Origin of the sequence: Proteus sp. G2300 (genome assembly GCF_009915965.1) — a bacterium.
Lineage (GTDB): Bacteria > Pseudomonadota > Gammaproteobacteria > Enterobacterales > Enterobacteriaceae > Proteus > Proteus vulgaris.
Genome location: NZ_JAABNK010000024.1, coordinates 181137 through 201721 on the forward strand (window position 1 = coordinate 181137; position 20585 = coordinate 201721).

Here is a 20585-nt window from a genome sequence, read left to right on the forward strand (position 1 = left end):
TTAACGATCCACATCCGACATTACAAAATCAATACTTCCCAGATACACAATCAAGTCAGAAACCAAGCTACCGCGGATAACCGCTGGGATTTGTTGTAAATGAGCAAAGCTAGGCGTACGAATACGTGTACGGTAGCTCATTGTGCTGCCATCACTGGTTAAGTAATAGCTGTTGATCCCTTTAGTGGCTTCAACCATCTGGAATGATTCATTAGCAGGCATAACCGGGCCCCATGAAACCTGTAAGAAATGGTTAATCATCGTTTCGATATGCTGTAATGTGCGCTCTTTAGGTGGAGGCGTTGTCAGTGGATGGTCTGCTTTAAATGGCCCTTCTGGCATATTTTTATAGCACTGTTCCAAGATGCGTAAGCTTTGGCGTAACTCCTCTACTTTTAGCATTACACGATCGTAACAGTCACCATTACTTGCGACAGGGATTTCAAATTCAAAGTTTTCATAACCTGAATATGGACGCCATTTACGTACGTCAAACTCCACTCCTGTTGCACGAAGACCCGCACCTGTAACACCCCACTCTAACGCTTCTTTCGAGTTATAGGAGGCAACACCGATAGTGCGGCCTTTCAAGATGCTATTTTGCAGTGCTGCTTTTACGTAAGAATCTAGACGTTTTGGCATCCAATCTAAAAATTCACGTAATAAGCGTTCCCAACCGCGAGGTAAGTCATGAGCAACACCGCCAATACGGAACCATGCTGGGTGCATACGGAATCCGGTAATCGCTTCAACAATGTTGTAAACTTTCTGACGATCAGTAAAGGCGAAGAACACTGGCGTCATGGCGCCAACGTCTTGGATAAAAGTACTGATATACAATAAGTGACTATTAATACGAAATAGCTCAGATAGCATGACACGAATGACTTTAACGCGTTCAGGCACTTCAATACCGGCAAGTTTTTCCACTGCAAGTACATAAGGCATTTCGTTCACGCATCCGCCAAGGTATTCGATTCGGTCTGTATATGGGATATAGCTGTGCCAAGATTGGCGCTCACCCATTTTTTCAGCACCACGGTGGTGGTAACCCACATCAGGTACACAGTCGACGATTTCCTCGCCATCAAGCTGAAGAATAATACGGAATGCACCGTGAGAGGATGGATGGTTAGGGCCGAGGTTTAAGAACATAAAGTCCTCATTCTCCGTACCGCGCTTCATCCCCCACTCTTCAGGTTTAAATGTCAGCGATTCCATTTCCAGATCCTGCTTCTGCTTTGTCAGCACATAAGGATCGAACTCTGTCGCACGCGCAGGATAATCTTTACGCAGTGGATGACCTTCCCAATCAGGAAGCATCATTATACGGCGTAAATTTGGGTGCCCATTAAAGACAATCCCAAACATATCCCAGACTTCACGCTCATACCAATTCGCGTTAGGAAAGAGAGATGTGATAGTCGGAACATTAAGATCATTTTCACTTAATGCGACTTTCAACATAATATCTTTATTACGATCGATTGATATCAGATGATAGAAAACGGAAAAGTCTGCTGCTGGTAAGCCTTGACGGTGTGTACGAAGACGCTCATCAAAGCCATGCATATCAAACAGCATGACATAAGGTTTTGGTAAAGATTTGAGGTATAGCATTACCTCAATGAGTTGTTCCCGCTTAACCCAAACAACTGGCATGCCAGTACGAGTAGGCTGGAACGTAAACGCATCTGGCCCAAATTTCTGACGCAGTTCATTAACCACCTGATCATCAATATGATCGGTCGTTTCCCACGCTGGCCGAGCGCCTTTTTGCGCTATCTGATCGGTCATTTCTATTCACCACAACGTTGATCAGGGTTACTATGATCGCAACACATTGCTCTGGTTACGTCTTAGGCAAAAGCCTTTAAATTTCGTCAGGAGTACGCAGATTTTTAACTGCGATACGCTCACCGTGTTTTCTTTCTCGTTCTGATTGCATATTGGCACGGTAAACGCCTTGGTCGCCGACAACCCATGATAATGGGCGACGTTCTTTTCCAATGGACTCTTGTAATAACATTAATGCTTGCATATAAGCTTCAGGGCGTGGCGGGCATCCAGGAATATACACATCAACAGGGATAAACTTATCCACACCTTGCACTACAGAATAGATGTCGTACATACCACCAGAGTTAGCACATGCCCCCATAGAGATAACCCATTTAGGCTCCAACATCTGATCGTATAAACGTTGAATAACAGGTGCCATTTTCGTAAAGCAAGTCCCCGCAACCACCATAAAGTCAGCTTGACGAGGGGATGCACGTAATACTTCTGAACCAAAACGTGCTACGTCATGCACAGCCGTAAATGACGTCACCATTTCAACGTAACAACAAGAAAGACCAAAGTTATATGGCCATAAAGAGTTTTTCCGTCCCCAGTTCACAACGTCATGCAACGCATGTTCCAGTTTTCCCATATACACGCTGCGATGAACGTGAGCATCTAATGGGTCACTGACGATTTCCTGTGATTGCAGGGGATAACGGTCATTCTCACCGTTCGGATCGATGCGGGTGAGTGTATAATCCATTTCTAATGCCTCGCTTATTACTGCTGCGGATGTTTGCCGCTGGTTAATCGAACATGGCTTTTACTCGCAGTTTCACGGCGAGAACGGACAGGCGTCCAATCTAATGCGCCTATGCGAACCAAATAGAATAATCCAGCTAATAAAATAGCGATGAAGACTGATGCTTCAATAAAGCCTAACCAGCCGACTTCACGAACGGAAACAGCCCAGGCATAAAGAAACAGTGCTTCAACATCGAAAATAACGAAGAACATGGCAACTAAATAGAATTTAGCCGACATGCGCAGACGAGCGCTGCCAACAGAATCAAGACCTGATTCATAAGGAACATGTTTTGCCCTTGCTTGTGCGCGTCCGCCTAAATAGCGGGCACCCAACAACATGAGCGAACATAACCCCAATGCGCCTATGAGGAAGACAGCAAATGCCCAGTGATGGGCGATAACTTCGGTGGTTGTAGACATACTCATTGCTTACTCATCAAAGGTGGTGTCAATTAACCAACTCTTATCCGGCGGTTTACACCACATTTCTAATTACGAAAAAAAAGGCGAATTAAACAGACTTGCTAATTAAAGAAATAATAACAGTCTATTTATACCTTTCTTCTTTTTTGGAAAACTTTGCGACAAATCACTCAGTTTTCCATCGCGATTTAACAAATTTAACACTCGTTTTTAACATACAATTACTGGCTAATGCTAAAACGTGTCAGTCAACCTACAAATTTTCTGCTAACACGCTTAGTCTAACCGATAATTCGATTTTACTACACCAGTATCTCAGGAAAAACCTGACTCAATACAGGCAAATGTGCCTTATTTTTTTGATCAAACTCACAAAATAGTCGAAAAAATACTTAATCAGTTTAAAATTTATCCAAATTTTAACAAATTAACTTTCCAATATTGTGGAGGAGGTCAAATATCCATTTTGATTTGTGTTTTTATTCTCTTAAAACCTAGACAATCTTTTTATTTGTTAACAAATCCTACAACTGATTAACCAGGGGGAAAGGTAAACATTTTTTTAACACGTGGTTGAGAGGGTTATGGAATGAAATGTCACAAAGATGAATACATAAATCAACATAAATATTAACATAATGTTACTATCCACCAAAATGATAATAAAAAAACGGGAGTAAATGCGTTTAATTGCATCTATTCCCGTTTATCATTATTTATCACTACTCAGTCTTATTTGACTGTTTTTTTAATCTTTAATTTTTGTGTTCTAACACACAATATTTACACAATTATTAATATGATTATTCCAGTTCCGTAGAGTTGATATCTTCAGGAGCAGTGACAGTATAAGGTGTTTTCTTGTTTTCAATTGCATTGAATACAGTTAACACCGCTTCATTTTGTTCATCAAAGTTACGATATAACCAATATTGTGTTTCAGGTAAACGCGGTAAACCTTCGCTTTCACCTAAAATACGTAAATCGGCATTTTGCATTTCAAGTGGACGCGCTGTAATACCCACTTCTGCATTTACAGCAGCACGAACAGCAGATAAAGAGGCTGCTTCATAAGCAATACGCCATTGAATACCCGCATCATCGAGTGTATTCGTTGCTAATTGACGAAACGGATTCGTTTCATCCATGACAACTAAAGGGATAGGTTCATTCATTTGTACTTGGAAATCAGGCGCACAGTGCCATAACACGGGTGCTGTACGTAATGCTGTACGTGGATGATGCCCAATCCGTGCCGTTGTTAATGCTAAATCAATTTCATGATTATCTAACATTGTTTCAATATATTGAGAACGCTTAATACGGACATCAACCGCTAAACGTGGATACACTGATGCGATACGGTTTAATAAAAAAGGTAATAACGTATCAACAGAGTCGTCAGAAGCACCAATACGTAGCTCTCCTTCCGCATCGCTATACGTTAATGACGCAGTTGCATCATCGTTTGCACGTAAAATTTGACGCGCATAACCTAATAATTGAAGGCCATGCTCTGTAAGTAATTTATTACGACCATGACGGGCGAAAAGCTCTCTGCCCACCAATTGCTCTAAACGTTGCATCTGCTGGCTAACAGCAGACTGGGTTCGACATACCGCTGCAGCTGCAGCTGCAAACGTGTTTAAATCTGCTACAGCGACAAACGTTCTAAGCAGATCGAGGTCGAGATTCATTATCGGACGATTTGCATTAATCATTGTTTATTCTTCACTTATTTTTGATTTTTAAATTACATATACCTGGTGTTTTTTATCAAAAGTCTAAAAAAGACTTCAGATTTAGACAGTACTCTACTCTGAAAAAGAGAGCAAAGACATACAGATTACTTTACATTTGTTTCTTATCGTTTACACCTCCTAGATAGAAAGGAATTGCATATTTTTGTAACAAATTAAATTTTATTATCATTTTAAGCATTCACAAGAAAGAACTGTATACCATCATCACAAGTTAGACATGGATCATACTATATTGCTTTCTCATGCATAATTTTTAACATTTTGAAAATAATTTAAATTACCTTAACTATGCACTCCAATTTAAGTATCTTCCCCTATAAATTAAATTTAAGATTTAAATTTAATTTATACTTAAACTGATTGATTGCTATAGAATAAAGTAGATTTAACCATATTATTTGAAAATTTAATATATTAAGTCAGATAATACAAACCCGATAAAATTATTCAATAATTGATTATGCAACATTTCGTCTACCTGCCTACCACATCAACTTATCTCTGATCACCACACTAAAAAGCCCCCTCTCTTCGGAATAATAGTCTGGGTTTAAATTTAAAAGTAAAACATAACACCAACATAAGCGATACAATCAGTTATCAAAATAGTATTCTAAGAATAAACTGACCTTTTACACCAAAAATTACCTAGCATCTTCAAAAGTTTGTAACGTAAGAGTACAGTGATAGAACAGTTATTTGCTGGGACAGCCTTTTTATTCGTATCTTTCTATATGAATAGTCATTGGCGATAAATGTCGTTAAGTCGCCACAGCGGAGATACACGTCAGACCCTATTAGGTAAACGCGCTATGAATCAAATTAAAAAATCAAATAAACTCGAACATGTCTGTTACGACATTAGAGGTCCGGTTTTGCAAGAAGCAAAACGTCTGGAAGAAGAAGGTAACAAAGTTTTAAAACTCAATATTGGTAACCCGGCACCTTTTGGCTTTGAAGCACCTGATGAGATCTTAGTAGATGTTATTCGTAATCTACCAAGTTCACAGGGCTATAGTGATTCGAAAGGGCTGTTCTCTGCGCGTAAAGCTATCATGCAGCATTATCAAGCTCGTGATATGCGTGATGTCACTGTTGAAGACATCTATATTGGTAATGGTGTTTCTGAATTAATCGTACAAGCAATGCAAGCCTTATTAAATAATGGTGATGAAATGCTTGTACCAGCCCCTGATTATCCTTTATGGACGGCTGCTGTTTCTCTCTCTGGGGGAAATGCGGTTCATTATATGTGTGATGAACAACAAGGTTGGTTCCCTGATCTCGATGATATTCGCAGTAAAATTACAAAAAACACCCGTGGTATTGTGATTATCAATCCAAACAATCCAACAGGTGCGGTATATAGTAAAGATATTTTACTGGAAATCGTTGAAATAGCCCGTCAACATAACCTTATTATCTTTGCCGACGAAATCTACGATAAAATTCTCTATGATGATGCAGAGCACCACTCTATTGCAGCGATGGCGCCTGATTTATTAACAGTCACTTTTAATGGTTTATCAAAAACCTATCGGGTTGCTGGTTTTCGTCAAGGTTGGATGGTATTAAACGGCCCTAAAAAGCATGCTAAAAGTTATATTGAAGGCTTAAATATGCTAGCTTCTATGCGTTTATGCGCCAATGTCCCGATGCAACATGCCATTCAAACAGCATTAGGTGGCTATCAAAGTATTAGTGAATTTATTCTGCCAGGTGGCCGTTTATACGAACAACGTAATCGCGCTTGGGAACTCATCAATCAAATACCAGGTGTATCTTGTGTTAAACCAATGGGTGCATTGTATATGTTCCCTAAAATTGACTTACATCGCTACAGTATTAAAGACGATCAGAAAATGATCCTTGATTTATTACTGCAAGAAAAAGTGCTATTAGTGCAAGGTACAGCGTTTAACTGGCCATACCCAGACCATTTCCGTATTGTCACCCTTCCTCGTGAAGATGATTTAGATATGGCAATTCAAAAATTTGGTCGTTTTATTGTGGGTTATCACCAATAAAATTATCTTTTATTAGAACAAAACGCAGTATAACAATCCGTTATATTGCGTTTTTTATTTTCTTTTTTTATTGGCGTTTACATCTGATGGCTATCCACTCACAATAATGCCTTCAATCACGCAATTGGGAGATATTATGAGTTACTTTTTTGCCCACCTTTCTCGCTTAAAACTCATTACTCGTTGGCCTTTAATGCGTAATATTCGCCAAGAAAACGTTTCTGAACACAGTTTACAGGTCGCTTTCGTTGCCCATGCCTTAGCCATAATTAAAAATCGGTTGTTTGACGGTAATGTCAATGCAGAACGTATCGCATTACAGGCGATGTATCATGATGCCAGCGAAGTGATCACCGGTGATATGCCAACACCGATTAAGTACCATAATCCACAAATTGCTCATGAATATAAAAAAATAGAAAAATACGCACAGCAAAAATTGATTGAAATGTTACCCGAAGAGTTACAAGACGATTTTCGTCCTCTTATCGATGAGCAACGACATAGTGAGGAAGAAACCTTTATTGTAAAACAAGCCGATAGCTTATGTGCTTATTTAAAATGCCTTGAAGAATTAGCTGCGGGCAATAGCGAATTTAATTTAGCTAAAAATCGCTTAGAAAAAACCTTAGCGGAGAGAAATAGCCCTGAAATGGACTATTTTATGAGCGTTTTTGTGCCAGGCTTTAGTTTATCTCTAGATGAGATTAGTGAGTAATTAAGTAAAACATTTTTATAAAAAGGTGAGTGATAACAATAATCACTCACCTTAAAATTTGAGGCTGTAATTTAATTTTTATTGATTTAATGATATGAATCAATCTTCATTTTTCACTCTGTCTTTATCAGGATTAATATCATTATCACTTATATTTTTTATATTTTCCATTTCCCTTATATTTTCTGCTAAAAGCTTCAATGTATTGGATTCAAAACTTACGATCAAACCTTCTGTTAATTTATTTAGTCTATCGATTTTGCTATTATCTTTACCAATAACTAAATTTCTTATTCCTTTCACACCTCGCATAAACATATTACTTCTATTGATACTTTTTGTTTTTCCCATAGCAAGCTTTATTATATCATTTTTATTTTCATAAAGTTTTAGTGCTTCCATATAATCTAATGCTTGGTCAATTGCCGAATTAACTGTTTCCAATCGCTTTTCTGAGTTCAATGTAGCAGCAAACTCTAGACCTTTATCTTTTATCATTTTCTCAATAATATTTTCAGCTTGTTCTAAATTAACATGAATATTATTATCATTAAGATAATTTTGAGTTATTCCTTGGAAGATATCATGTGTATTTAAATCACTTTTATTTCTAACGATATTTTTATTTTTAAAATCATTAACAAGTTCAAAAAGGTTTTCTATTTTTTTATCAAACTTATTTGACCCCATTGTTTTTAATATATTCTTCGCTCTGTTAGTGATGTTTAATTTATTTTTTCTAGCATCTATATATCCTTGGTATTTCTCATTTAAATAATCCTTTACATACTCAACAGAATCATTCTTATTATTATTTTCTAATATAGAAAATATTATTGCCTCATCAGCATATTTTAATTCTAATGAAATAGAAAAATCACTCATTGCTTTTGATGATTTATTATGAAACTCAGGTGCTAATGAGGTGAAATTATTATATTTTGATAATATTTCATTCCCCACACTTTCTTTATTATTATTAATCAAACTATTCGCAATCAATCCTTTAAAAACAGTATGACGTGTAGAAATAGCCTGTTTTATCTGTTTTAAATCATCGCTAACACTTTGAGTCATATTTTTATTGTGCTCATTAGAAAAAACACTGTTTTTATTATTCACTCTTGTTGTTGATTTACCCTGAATATTTTTTCTATTATTAACTCTTTTATTTTACCACTTAATACTTTATTACTTTCTTCTGAGGTACGATTATTTCCATTAGCTTTAAAGTCTATACTACTGTTTAATATGGTACTTATACGCCTATCACCTTGACTATGTTTATCATTTGAAATCGAAATGCTTTTTTGGGCAGTTACTGGCTTTATGTCCATTATATATCTCTCTTATTAAATTATATTCAACTCAATAATATGACTATACTTTTTTTTCTAAGAAAGATTTTAAAAAAACACACATCCATCAGCATTACATATGCAACACATAAAAAATCATCAGTCAATAAATAAAAAACGTCGTTTATTAATTAATAAACGACGTTTCAGCAAAGTAAAAATATTGATATTTAGAATGGAAATAATAGTGGGATAAGAAATACACTTATTGCCATCACAATAATCGTAAATGGCACGCCTATTTTCATAAAATCAGCAAACTTATAACCACCGGGCTCAAGAATAAGCGTATTTACTGGTGATGAAACTGGTGTCATAAATGCAGCAGAGGCAGCAACACCAATCACCATGGCAAAAGGGAGTGGTGAAACATTCATTTGATTTGCCGCTGCAATAGCAATTGGCGCCATTAATACCGCGGTTGCCGTATTCGAAATAAACAACCCGATTGACGCGCAAAGTATAAATAAACATACCAGCATCACTTGTGGACCCGCACTACCCGCAACATCCATTAAACCGTTTACAATAAGCTCAATACCACCTGTTTTTTGTAATGCAGCAGCAAAAGGCATCATACCTACAATCAAAATAATGCTTGGCCAATGGATGGAACGATAAGCACTCTCCATATCAATGCACCGGAATTTACCCATTAATAAACAAGCAATAAGTGCCGCAATAAAATTAGGCACTTCATTTGTCACCATTAATGCCACCATTAATGCTAACGAAAATAATGCATGAGGTGCTTGAGATGAAGCTGGAGCAACCGTTTCAATTTCTGCGGCTAAATTTAATACGATAAAATTACGCGGTTTAGTTGATAAAATTCGAATAAGTTTCCAATCACCAATCACCAATAACACATCACCAAGGCGTAATGGTTCATCGACAATTTTACCCGGCAACGCATTACCTTCTCGACGAATAGCAACAACATTTAATCCATAGCGAGTACGAAATTTAATTTCTCTTAATGATTTTCCTAATAACTCTGAATCAGGGTTCATTGATACTTCAGCCAGCCCTACATCACGGGATTGCTCAGAAAAATATTCTCCACGCAATACCATGGGCTCTAACATCTGCTCACGACAAAACTCGCGTAAATCGACATCACTAGCTGACATATCGACTAACAAAACATCGCGCTCTCTTAATTCAGTCCCCCCTGTTGCGCTGACCATCACGCGCCGAAACCGCCTCCAGCGTTCGATGCCAACAACGTTTGCACCATAACGAGAACGTAGGTGTAACTCATCAAGTGAATGCCCTATAAGTGGAGAGCCTTTACGAATCGCTAAACGACGAGCACGTCCTGCTAATTGATAATCACGAATAAGATCACGGAATGTACGACGATAAGCCTCTTTATGTTTGCCATTATCATTATTTCCTAACCAACGGCGTACTACCAGCATATATAAAATGCCCGCTAATAATACGGCGATACCAATAGGCGTAATGGAGAAAAATTGAAAGCTGGGTAAACCTTCTCTGACTAATTCACTGTTAACAACCATATTAGGTGGCGTTGCCACTAAGGTCATCAATCCACTGATAAGCCCCGCAAAACCTAGAGGCATCATTAAACGACCTGGTGATGTTTTCATGCGAGCAGCAACACTCAGTACAACAGGAATAAAGATGGCAACAACGCCTGTCGAACTCATAAATGCACCTAAACTTGCAACACATATCATTAATAGCACCAGCATTTTAACTTCACTGCTACCCGCAACACGAACTAACCAATCCCCCATTTGATAAGCGACACCGGTTCTTACTAGCCCTTCGCCAATAACAAAAAGAGCTGCAATCAGTAATACGTTAGGATCGCTAAACCCTACCGTGGCTTCATTTAAAGTAAGTGTACCGCTAAGAACGAATGCGATGATGACAAGTAAAGCGACCACATCCATGCGGATTTTGTTGGTCGTAAAAAGGACAATAGCTATCAATAGCAGGCTTAAAACCCATAATAATTCGCTATTCAAAATGGCCTCGATCAGCAATAAGTGAAAACAGGTTAAGACATCAATTCACTACATTGATAAGTAGACCATTTTTACATCAATAAATCTTCTAGTATGATCAAAGAAAAGACTCTCTTTTGTGCGTTATTATCACTTTTTCAGCTTGCTTCTCGATTTGAATATCATTCAAAGAATCAATAATTAAATGAATCTCATTACGACGAGGGAGGGAGAGAGGGGCATGAACAGCAACCACTTGACATCCAGCATCTAAACCCGAGTAAATACCTGCGGCTGCATCCTCAAAAACCACACATTCTTGTGGCAATAAACCTAATTTTTTTGCGCCTAGAAGATAAGGTTCAGGATCAGGCTTGCCTTTACTAATACATTCAGCTGTAACCCAATATTTGGGTTCAGGAATACCTGTAACAGATTGACGCGTTGATGCGATTGGTACGGTACCTGAAGTCACTATTGCCCAAGGAATATCTAATTCATTAAGGTGGTTAATTAGCTCAATGGCCCCCGGAAGAGGTGCTAAGCCCTCTGTTTGGGTTGATTCTAACTTTTCTAACCAACGAAAAGTTTCTGTTACCTCTTGCTCAGTAGCATTAGGCATAAAATGGCGAATCGACTCAATGGCAGGCTTTCCATGGATATAGTCATTAATCTCTTGTGTTGATACGCCAACGCGCTCACCAAATAGCGCCCAACAATATTCAACGACAGGTAATGAATCAACTAATGTTCCATCTAAATCAAACAGAAAACCTTTACATGTGATCGCCATAATTTATGCCTACCTTAGAATGATGCGTTACTTATTATTACGCATTAAGAATTTGTTGGATTTCAACGGCGCTAAGGTGATATTGACGAGGGCAGGCTAACCAAACAGCCAGCATTCTTTGGTATTTTTCCCACATCGGTGTTTGTGAGTTGAAACCATGACTGCCACTATCAAAATGTGTATAGCGCCCTTCTGTATTCACCATAAAACGCACATAACTAAGATAGCGGGATTCTGTCGCCGCATCAAAGCCGATAAATGCGACTCGACGTGCATCAGGCATTTCTTGTTCTTTTAAATTATCACGAGAAACTTGCAGTGCATGGTACATTTCCATGACGTTAATAATGGTACGGCAAGTCTCCTCAGACATTTCATCAAAATCACGGTCTAGTTCACGTAATTGTAATCCGTAACCGCGTTCAATGATTGTCTGATAACGACGATAACGTTCAGCGTTATCAGGATCCATCATCATCATCATTTTATATTGATTAGAGAGGATCAAGCGTTGTGCATGTGTCATTTCCATCATTAATTCTCCAAAGAAATCATTGAGGAGAGCATGACATTAATCAAAAGTATTGAGTAGTGTTAACGACGCGTTTTTTGATCTCAACGGGGTAATTCTAAGGACAATAATGACAAATGACGAAGGTAGAACAAATGTTCTACACATCATCAAGAAAAGAGCGATCAAGTTGCTTAAAAGCACGTTTTAATAAATGTGCTAGAGAAAGGTAAGTCGGTGTTTGTTCTACCGGTGCTAAAGCAATGCCCGCTTCTTCAAATTTAGCGCGAATTTCATAAAACCAGCGTAATAATGCCGCAGGAAGTGGCGTTGATGCACGCTTGCCCAACCACCATAATCCTTGCATTGGTAAGCTACAAGCAAAGAGCGCTGTGGTAATTGCGGGACCTAAATTTCCGCCCAATGCAATCTGCCATGTCATGGTAAAAATGGCGATGGGTGGCATATAGCGAATGCCAAATCGTGTTGCCTTGACAATACGGTTTTCAGGGAAAACAGGCGCTAACTGCTTTTCAACCGGCCAGGTTTTTAAATACTCATTACCCAAACGAAGCTTCTTAAAAAAGCCGGGAGGAGTCACTGTCGGTTCGCTCATAATGACCTCAATCAATTTCTTCTGTAACTTTTAAAAAATATCTATAAAGAATAAAAATCTTTTAGTAGAATTAAGTATATTTTGTCTTTGTTGCCTTTACTCTGTATCCTGTGCCCATTCTAAAGGTTTGTGGCAATAAAGCGCTATATTTTGTTTGCCGGCGTGATTTTCAACCCTTTTCGCCGATTTTAACGCGAAAAGTTAATGGGTGAATAAAAATCGTCCAATTAATGATTGGCAACTATAATTAGCATCAAGTTTTTTACTTTAAGCATGATGCGCGTCATTAATGTCATCATAGTAATGCGATAGGCTTTTATGATTGACGTTTTATTAACCACCGTCTTTATAATATAAAAGACACTACGACAACAAGATAAATAGGTAATTCCATGTCAAGTAAGCTGGTGCTGGTACTGAACTGCGGTAGTTCTTCTCTTAAATTTGCAATTATCAACCCAGAAAATGGTGAAGAATTCCTTTCAGGTTTGGCTGAATGCTTCAACCTTCCTGAAGCCCGCCTGAAGTGGAAAATGGATGGCCAAAAACATGAAGCTGCGTTAGGCGCAGGTGCTGCTCATAGCGAAGCATTAAACTTTATCGTAAATACTATTCTGGCTGAAAAACCAGAACTGTCTGCTCAAATTGCTTCAATTGGTCACCGTATTGTTCACGGTGGTGAGAAGTTCACTAAATCTGTCGTGATCACTGACGAAGTTATCAAAGGTATTGAAGCTGCTATCCCATTTGCTCCATTACATAACCCAGCTCACCTTATTGGTATTGAAGAAGCGCGTAAAGCATTCCCTCATTTAATTGAGAAAATGGTTGCGGTATTTGACACTGCATTCCACCAAACAATGCCAGAAGAAGCTTATCTGTATGCACTACCATACAGCTTATATAAAGATCACAGCATCCGTCGTTACGGTGCTCACGGAACTAGCCATTTCTTTGTTTCCCGTGAAGCCGCTAAAATGTTAAACAAACCTGTTGATGAACTGAATGTAATCACTTGCCACTTAGGCAATGGTGGTTCTGTTTCTGCTATCGTTAACGGTAAATGTGTTGATACTTCTATGGGTTTGACTCCATTAGAAGGTTTAGTGATGGGTACACGTAGTGGTGATATCGACCCTGCTATCGTGTTCCATTTACATGACACGTTAGGTATGAGCGTTGAAGATATCAATAAACTACTAACTAAAGAATCTGGTCTATTAGGTTTAACAGAAGTCACTAGTGACTGCCGTTATGTTGAAGATAACTACGACACTAAAGCTGATGCTAAACGTGCAATGGACGTTTACTGCCATCGTTTAGCGAAATACATCGGTTCTTACTGCGCACTGATGGAAGGTCGTTTAGATGCTATTATCTTTACTGGTGGTATCGGTGAAAACGCAGCAATGGTACGTGAATTATCACTGAAAAAACTAGCTCTGTTAGGCTTTGAAGTCGATCATCAACGTAACTTAGATGCACGTTTCGGTAAATCAGGCACTATCACTACCGATAACAGCCGTCTCGCTGTTGTTATCCCAACTAATGAAGAATTAGTTATCGCTCAGGATGCAAGTCGCCTGACCGCTTAAGTTCTTTGATGTACTGCCAGTGTCATGCTGGCAGTACTGTTTTACATAACGAGCAACCGATATTTAAAGAGGTTTCCGTGTCCCGTACAATTATGCTAGTCCCAACTGATACACGCGTGGGTTTAACCAGCGTCAGCTTGGGTGTTATCCGTTCTATGGAACAAAAAGGCGTTCGCCTTAGCGTGTTCAAACCTATTGCACAACCTCGCGTAAAAGGTGCATTAGATCAGACAACTGCGATTATCCGCTCTCACTCCACTATTCAATCATCAGAACCTTTAAACATGGATTATGTTGAGTCTCTGCTCAGCTCAAACCAAAAAGATGTTCTGATGGAAGAAATTGTTGCTAGATACCATGAAAATACCGCTGATGCTGAAGTTATTCTCATCGAAGGTCTAGTGCCGATGCGTAAGCACCCTTTTGCACAATCATTAAACTATGAAATTGCAAAAACATTAGGTGCTGAAATTGTTTTCGTTACTGCATTAGGTAACAACACGGTTGAACAGCTAAAAGAGCGTATCGAATTTGCACGTGCTGAATTCGGTGGTGTAAAAAACCAAAATATCACCGGTGTTATTGTTAACAAACTAAATGCACCTGTTGATGATCAAGGCCGTACTCGCCCTGACTTATCTGAAATCTTTGATGATTCAAGTAAAGCGATTATCTCTAATGTCGATTTAAAAACCATTGAAAAAAATAGCCCACTGCCTTTACTGGGTTGCATTCCATGGAACTTCGATTTAATCGCTACCCGTGCAACAGATATGGCAAAACACTTAAATGCGACTGTCGTCAATAAAGGCGATATTGAAACCCGTCGTATTAAATCGGTTACTTTCTGTGCACGTAGTATCCCACACATGTTAGAGCATTTCCGCCCAGGTTCACTTTTAGTCACCTCTGCGGATCGTCCTGATGTATTAGTTTCAGCGTGCCTTGCTGCAATGAATGGCGTTGAAATTGGTGCTATCCTACTAACGGGTGGTTACCAAATCGATGCTCCTATCAAACAACTTTGTGAACGTGCATTCGAAACTGGCTTACCAATCTTTATGGTTAATGCGAACACTTGGCAGACCTCTTTAAATCTGCAAAGCTTTAGCTTAGAAGTACCTGCTGATGACCATGAGCGTATTGAAAAAATTCAGAACTACGTTGCTCAACATATCAATACACAATGGATTGATTCACTGACCGCTAACTCTGAACGTCCTAACCGTTTATCACCACCAGCGTTCCGTTATCAATTAACAGAATTAGCGCGTAAAGCGAAAAAGCGTATCGTTTTACCAGAAGGTGATGAACCTCGTACAGTTAAAGCAGCAGCAATTTGTGCTGATCGTGGTATCGCAACTTGCGTACTGTTAGGCGATCCTGAAGAAATTCGTCGTGTAGCAACTGCACAAGGTGTTGAATTAGGCACAGGTATTGAGTTAGTCAATCCTAAAGAAGTGCGTGAAATCTATGTACCTCGCTTAGTTGAACTACGCAAAAATAAAGGTATGACAGAAGTTGTTGCTCGTGAACAACTAGAAGATAACGTTGTTCTCGGCACATTAATGCTAGAAAAAGGCGAAGTAGACGGCCTAGTTTCTGGTGCTGTTCATACAACTGCTAACACTATTCGCCCACCATTACAGTTAATCAAAACTGCACCAGGTAGCTCATTAGTGTCTTCTGTGTTCTTTATGCTGTTACCAGAACAAGTTTATGTTTATGGTGACTGTGCAATTAACCCAGATCCAACAGCAGAACAGCTGGCTGAAATCGCAATCCAATCTGCAGACTCTGCAATTGCATTCGGTATCGACCCACGCGTTGCGATGATCTCTTATTCTACTGGTAACTCTGGTGCAGGTAGCGATGTAGAGAAAGTTCGTGAAGCAACACGTTTAGCACAAGAAAAACGCCCTGATCTGATGATTGATGGTCCTTTACAATACGACGCAGCTGTTATGGCTGATGTTGCTAAATCTAAAGCACCAAACTCACCCGTTGCAGGTAAAGCGACTGTGTTTATCTTCCCTGATCTGAACACCGGTAATACCACTTATAAAGCGGTACAACGTTCAGCTGACTTGGTTTCAATCGGACCAATGTTACAAGGTATGCGTAAACCAGTGAATGACCTTTCTCGTGGTGCATTAGTAGACGATATCGTCTACACCGTTGCGTTGACAGCTATTCAAGCAAGCCAACAAGAAAACGCATAATTATTGAAGTTCGCTTTAAATAAAAAAACGCCAGATGAAATCAATCATCTGGCGTTTTTTTATTCTACAGATTTCTTATTTGACTAAAATCCGAGGCAGTCTCAAAACCAGACAACTTGTTTCTGTCTCCTTTATAAAGGAGAGTCAAGAGAAATGACTAAGCTTGCCCTCTTAGGGCTGATTACTGTATGTATTACAGTTTTGTGTTTTGCTTTACTGAAACATGAAAGATTATGTTCTTTTAATATCAGTAGTAGCGACACCGTAGTTCAAGCTATTTTATCTTGCGATAAATAGTTTTGTAGGGGAAATTCCCTCACAATTTCTCTCAAAAGTTGTTGATATTGGTGATCACAAGCACCCTACTTTAATCCACTAGCACACGCTGATTGGTCGCACCCCACAAAATCGACATCTCTGTAAATAATGCACCACTAATATCTTCAACCTCTTCAGCAGTGATCTCTGCATTACCTTGCTTACCAAAGAACACGACTTCATCCCCTGATTTGATATTTTTAAGATCGGTAATATCAACAATCACTGTATTCATTGATGTTTTACCTAAAACAGGAACACGTTGACCACCAATTAAAGCATGTCCTGCATTACTAAAGACTCGACGATAACCATCTGCATAACCGACAGGAATATTAGCTAACACTGAGTCACGTTTTAGTGTGTAAGTGCGATCATAACCAACAGTATTGCCTTTAGGATAATAATTGATTGAGGCAATATTGGATTTAAAAGTCATAACACGTTTGTAATCTGTACTTGCGATGGTATCACCATAAAAAATCCCGCCTACACGCACCATATCTAGCCATGATTCAGGGACGGTAATTGTGGCAAAAGTATTTGCCATATGCAGAGTAACGTCTTTATGATTTAGCCCAGTAACATCCAATACCTTTTGTGATTGCTGTTTAAAACGAGCGAGATCTTCTCTTACTTTATCCGCATCTTCTTCAGGATAATGAGACATAATGCCAACCACTTTAAGGTTAGCTAATTGAGTAATTTGCTTCGCCTCTTCGAGCCCCACATTGTTATTAACTTCTAATCCATTACGAGACATTCCACCTGAGTTTAAGGCAAGATGAATAGGGATCACTTTATTTTGTTGTTTAGCAATGGCATCTAATTTCTTAGCCATATCTAAGTTACCAATCAATTCTTCCACGTTATAGCTTGTCGCCTGAGCCATTTCTTGCTCAGTGGCATTACGTACACGCATTAAACGACCTTGAAATCCTAGATCACGAACTTCTTTTAGCTCCTGGTTATTCGTTACACCAATACATTGCACATTATTTTCAATCATAACAGGTGCAACTAATGATAAATCATGTCCATATGCATCGCCTTTTAAAACAGCACAAAGCGAGGATTTATCACCTAAAAGTGATTGGACTTTTTTCACATTAAAATCGAGCGCACTACGTGAGATTTCAATCCATGAGTTATTCACAATTGCAGGTTGAACCTGAGCTGTTTGAGTCGTTGGTGGATTGTGATTAACCGGTTGTTGGCAAGCAGTGATAACAAAAAGTGGTAACAACGCAAGATATCGAATACCAAAAGACATCTTCTTTTTCCTTAGTGATTATGATGTTAAACCTATTTTTATAATTAATTAGGTACGAAAATATACACATCGTGAATATTCACTCAGGATAATAGCATTATTATTCATAAAATAAACATATTAATTCAAAATGATATATGTATCAGATCAATGACGAAGATGAATAGAAAAGGGAAAGAAAATTATAGGTGTGATCCCAGTAGGAAACGCCAGTCTATCACCGTGCATACTGGAAACACTTTAATCATAATATATTGAATATATAGAGACATTTAAGTACATTATTTCTAACCAAAAAAATGCCCGACTGATTAGAAAGTCGGGCATCTATTAATATTCAATAAACAAATATTATCAACGAACAATAATACCTAATAGAATACCGATAACACCGAAGTCTGCATCACTAAATGTGGTGTTAGCAATACCGATATCTCCAAGTACTGGTAATAGGAATACAGGCAAGAAAGTAATTAATAAACCTTGAACGAATGCCCCAAAAATCGCACCACGACGTCCACCGGTTGCATTACCAAATACCCCTGCTGTTGCACCCACGAAGAAGTGAGGAACCACACCAGGAATTATTACTGTCCAATCTAAAGCATACAGAATGAACATGCCAATAACACCCGCAGCAAAACTACTTAAAAAGCCAACTAATACCGCATTGGGTGCATAAGGAAATACAACTGGGCAGTCTAAAGCAGGTTTGGCATTAGGCACTAACTTATCTGAAATACCTTTAAAGGCAGGAACAATCTCAGCAATAACCATACGCACACCTTGCAGGATAATATAAACACCAGCGGCAAAAGTAATGGATTGCATTAATGAAAACATAAACCAGTTTTTACCACCACTGACTTCACGAACAAAGGTATCGCCCGCAAATAAACAGGTAATGATAAAGATAATGCCCATAGTGAAAGCTATAGCAACGGGTGTATCACGTAAAAAGAGTAAACTTTTAGGCACATTCATCTCTTCAGTTGAATGCTCTTTATTACCAAATTTACTGCCGATAAAGCCCGCAACGACATAAGAAATCGTTGAGAAATGCCCTAATGCCACATCATCAGAACCGGTAATTTTTTTCATATAAGGATGTGCAATGGCTGGAAAAAATACCATTGAAACCCCAACAACTAATGAACCTACCGCTACTAATACAGCACCTTCTAAGCCTGCTGTTGCCAGAATAACTGCCACCATCATTGACATAAACAATGTATGATGACCCGTTAAGAAAATAAATTTCCACGGCGTTAAGCGAGCAATTAAGATATTAATCAACATGGCAAAGAACATAATCAGAGCCATCTCTTTACCAAAGCTTTTTTGTGCAATAGAGACAATTGCCTCGTTATTAGGCACAACACCTTGAATGCCAAATGCATGTTGGAAAATCGTTGAGAAATCACCCAGTGAGTTAATAACAAGACCTGCACCAGCACCTAAAATCACAAAACCCATAATGGTTTTTACCGTGCCTTTAATACATTCTGTTACAGGTTTTTTCTGGGCGATTAAACCAATCAATGCGATCAAACCCACTAAAATAGCAGGCTCTGAAAGCACATCACTCATTAGAAAGCGGAAAAAGTCCATGATAGGCTCCTTATAACGCGCCTAATTCACGTAATGCGACAGAAAGTTTTTCTTTCATCGCGACTTTATCAATCATATTATCCAATGAAACCACTTTTCCATTTACGGCTTGTGAATTCAGTTGTTCTGCAATATCACGAGTCCCGACATAGATATCACTTGGCGTACCTTTTGCCGAACCCAAATCAACGTGATCCACGTCTGCATTGACAGCGAGATCTTTTAAAATACTTTTGATACTCATTTCCATCATTAAGCTACTGCCTAAACCATTTCCACACACAACTGTAATTTTCATGGTATTCCCCTTGGTAATGTTAAATTGTCATTAATAGTTGTTGATAACGGCGAATACATCCGCTTTGCTTTTCGCATTAAATAGCATTTGAATATCTTTATCGTTATCAAAAAGTTCAGCTAATTTCATAATGGCATTAATATGGCTATCGTTATCTGTTGCGGCCAAAACAATCAGTAATTTCACGGGATCATTTTCATCGGCTCCAAACTCCACACCTTGCTCAACAATCGTTAATGCAAGAGAAAGTTGATTAACACCATCTTCAGGACGAGCATGAGGCATCGCAATACCTGGGCCTAAGACATAATATGGCCCTATTTTTTCATGTGACTTATAAATCGCATCGATGTAACGAGGTTCAATGCACCCTTTATCAATTAATGGCTGACATGCCACTTTGACTGCATCTTTCCAATCGCTAACGCTTGGAACCACTTGCACCACATCGGGCGTTAATAACGTTTTAAGCATCTTTGTAACCTCAA

19 protein-coding genes are annotated in these 20585 nt (G+C 38.7%); 5 read left to right on the forward strand and 14 right to left on the reverse strand.

Annotated elements, in window-relative coordinates; all coding sequences use genetic code 11:
* From nuoC to hexA, 4 genes are all read right to left on the reverse strand, one after another.
* Positions 1-1797 (reverse strand): NADH-quinone oxidoreductase subunit C/D, encoded by a 1797-nt coding sequence (nuoC, locus tag GWI97_RS15275; RefSeq protein WP_036935570.1) that lies wholly within the window; start codon positions 1795-1797, stop codon positions 1-3.
* A gap of 76 nt (positions 1798-1873) precedes the next feature.
* Positions 1874-2548 carry a NuoB/complex I 20 kDa subunit family protein gene (locus GWI97_RS15280; RefSeq protein ID WP_004243697.1) on the reverse strand — a complete coding sequence of 225 codons (675 nt, stop codon included), beginning with the start codon at positions 2546-2548 and terminating at the stop codon, positions 1874-1876.
* 17 nt (positions 2549-2565) lie between these two features.
* Positions 2566-3018: an NADH-quinone oxidoreductase subunit A gene (locus GWI97_RS15285; RefSeq protein ID WP_036912633.1), complete on the reverse strand. Its 453-nt coding sequence runs from the start codon at positions 3016-3018 to the stop codon at positions 2566-2568.
* Positions 3019-3818: 800 nt separating this feature from the next.
* Entirely contained in the window at positions 3819-4736 is a 918-nt protein-coding gene (gene hexA / locus GWI97_RS15290) for a transcriptional regulator HexA (protein WP_036935567.1), read from the reverse strand.
* A gap of 854 nt (positions 4737-5590) precedes the next feature.
* On the opposite strand from hexA, the gene GWI97_RS15295 reads away from it, so the two are divergent.
* Together GWI97_RS15295 and yfbR are read left to right on the forward strand one after the other, a co-directional pair.
* On the forward strand, positions 5591-6805 hold the full coding sequence (locus tag GWI97_RS15295; RefSeq protein ID WP_036938933.1) for a pyridoxal phosphate-dependent aminotransferase: 1215 nt from the start codon (positions 5591-5593) through the stop codon (positions 6803-6805).
* A 136-nt stretch (positions 6806-6941) separates the two neighbouring features.
* The gene (gene yfbR, locus GWI97_RS15300) at positions 6942-7523 is read left to right on the forward strand and encodes a 5'-deoxynucleotidase (protein WP_036935565.1); all 582 of its coding nucleotides are present in this window, start codon (positions 6942-6944) and stop codon (positions 7521-7523) included.
* Between the two features lie 99 nt (positions 7524-7622).
* On the opposite strand, the gene GWI97_RS15305 is transcribed toward yfbR, so the two are convergent.
* The 6 genes from GWI97_RS15305 to yfbV form a co-directional block, all read right to left on the reverse strand.
* Positions 7623-8645, reverse strand: coding sequence for a hypothetical protein (locus GWI97_RS15305; protein WP_161710109.1), 1023 nt, complete (start codon positions 8643-8645; stop codon positions 7623-7625).
* Positions 8642-8860 (reverse strand): hypothetical protein, encoded by a 219-nt coding sequence (locus GWI97_RS15310; RefSeq protein WP_161752130.1) that lies wholly within the window; start codon positions 8858-8860, stop codon positions 8642-8644. The genes GWI97_RS15305 and GWI97_RS15310 overlap by 4 nt, the downstream gene beginning before the upstream one ends.
* Before the next feature lie 191 nt (positions 8861-9051).
* The gene (locus GWI97_RS15315; protein WP_036935561.1) at positions 9052-10881 is read right to left on the reverse strand and encodes an SLC13 family permease; all 1830 of its coding nucleotides are present in this window, start codon (positions 10879-10881) and stop codon (positions 9052-9054) included.
* Between the two features lie 97 nt (positions 10882-10978).
* Positions 10979-11653, reverse strand: coding sequence for a sugar phosphatase (locus GWI97_RS15320; protein ID WP_036935559.1), 675 nt, complete (start codon positions 11651-11653; stop codon positions 10979-10981).
* Positions 11654-11690: 37 nt separating this feature from the next.
* Complete coding sequence (locus tag GWI97_RS15325; protein ID WP_087802569.1) at positions 11691-12185, reverse strand: YfbU family protein; 495 nt, start codon at positions 12183-12185, stop codon at positions 11691-11693.
* A gap of 139 nt (positions 12186-12324) precedes the next feature.
* A complete protein-coding gene (gene yfbV / locus GWI97_RS15330; protein WP_036935557.1) occupies positions 12325-12780 on the reverse strand; it encodes a terminus macrodomain insulation protein YfbV in 456 nt (151 codons plus the stop codon).
* Positions 12781-13172: 392 nt separating this feature from the next.
* On the opposite strand from yfbV, the gene ackA reads away from it, so the two are divergent.
* The 3 genes from ackA (at position 13173) to GWI97_RS15345 (ending at position 16894) form a co-directional block, all read left to right on the forward strand.
* A complete protein-coding gene (gene ackA, locus GWI97_RS15335; protein ID WP_036935555.1) occupies positions 13173-14375 on the forward strand; it encodes an acetate kinase in 1203 nt (400 codons plus the stop codon).
* A gap of 77 nt (positions 14376-14452) precedes the next feature.
* Positions 14453-16597: a phosphate acetyltransferase gene (gene pta / locus GWI97_RS15340; protein ID WP_036935553.1), complete on the forward strand. Its 2145-nt coding sequence runs from the start codon at positions 14453-14455 to the stop codon at positions 16595-16597.
* A 153-nt stretch (positions 16598-16750) separates the two neighbouring features.
* Complete coding sequence (locus tag GWI97_RS15345; RefSeq protein ID WP_072024199.1) at positions 16751-16894, forward strand: Hok/Gef family protein; 144 nt, start codon at positions 16751-16753, stop codon at positions 16892-16894.
* A gap of 70 nt (positions 16895-16964) precedes the next feature.
* Here GWI97_RS15345 and alr read toward each other — a convergent pair whose 3' ends face one another.
* The 4 genes from alr to GWI97_RS15365 form a co-directional block, all read right to left on the reverse strand.
* Positions 16965-18188, reverse strand: a complete 1224-nt coding sequence (gene alr / locus GWI97_RS15350; RefSeq protein WP_087802114.1) for an alanine racemase — start codon at positions 18186-18188, stop codon at positions 16965-16967.
* A 354-nt stretch (positions 18189-18542) separates the two neighbouring features.
* Positions 18543-19799: a PTS ascorbate transporter subunit IIC gene (locus GWI97_RS15355; RefSeq protein ID WP_036935549.1), complete on the reverse strand. Its 1257-nt coding sequence runs from the start codon at positions 19797-19799 to the stop codon at positions 18543-18545.
* Positions 19800-19809: 10 nt separating this feature from the next.
* Positions 19810-20097 (reverse strand): PTS sugar transporter subunit IIB, encoded by a 288-nt coding sequence (locus GWI97_RS15360; RefSeq protein ID WP_036935547.1) that lies wholly within the window; start codon positions 20095-20097, stop codon positions 19810-19812.
* 30 nt (positions 20098-20127) lie between these two features.
* On the reverse strand, positions 20128-20571 hold the full coding sequence (locus GWI97_RS15365) for a PTS sugar transporter subunit IIA (protein ID WP_036935545.1): 444 nt from the start codon (positions 20569-20571) through the stop codon (positions 20128-20130).
* Positions 20572-20585 lie beyond the last annotated feature (14 nt).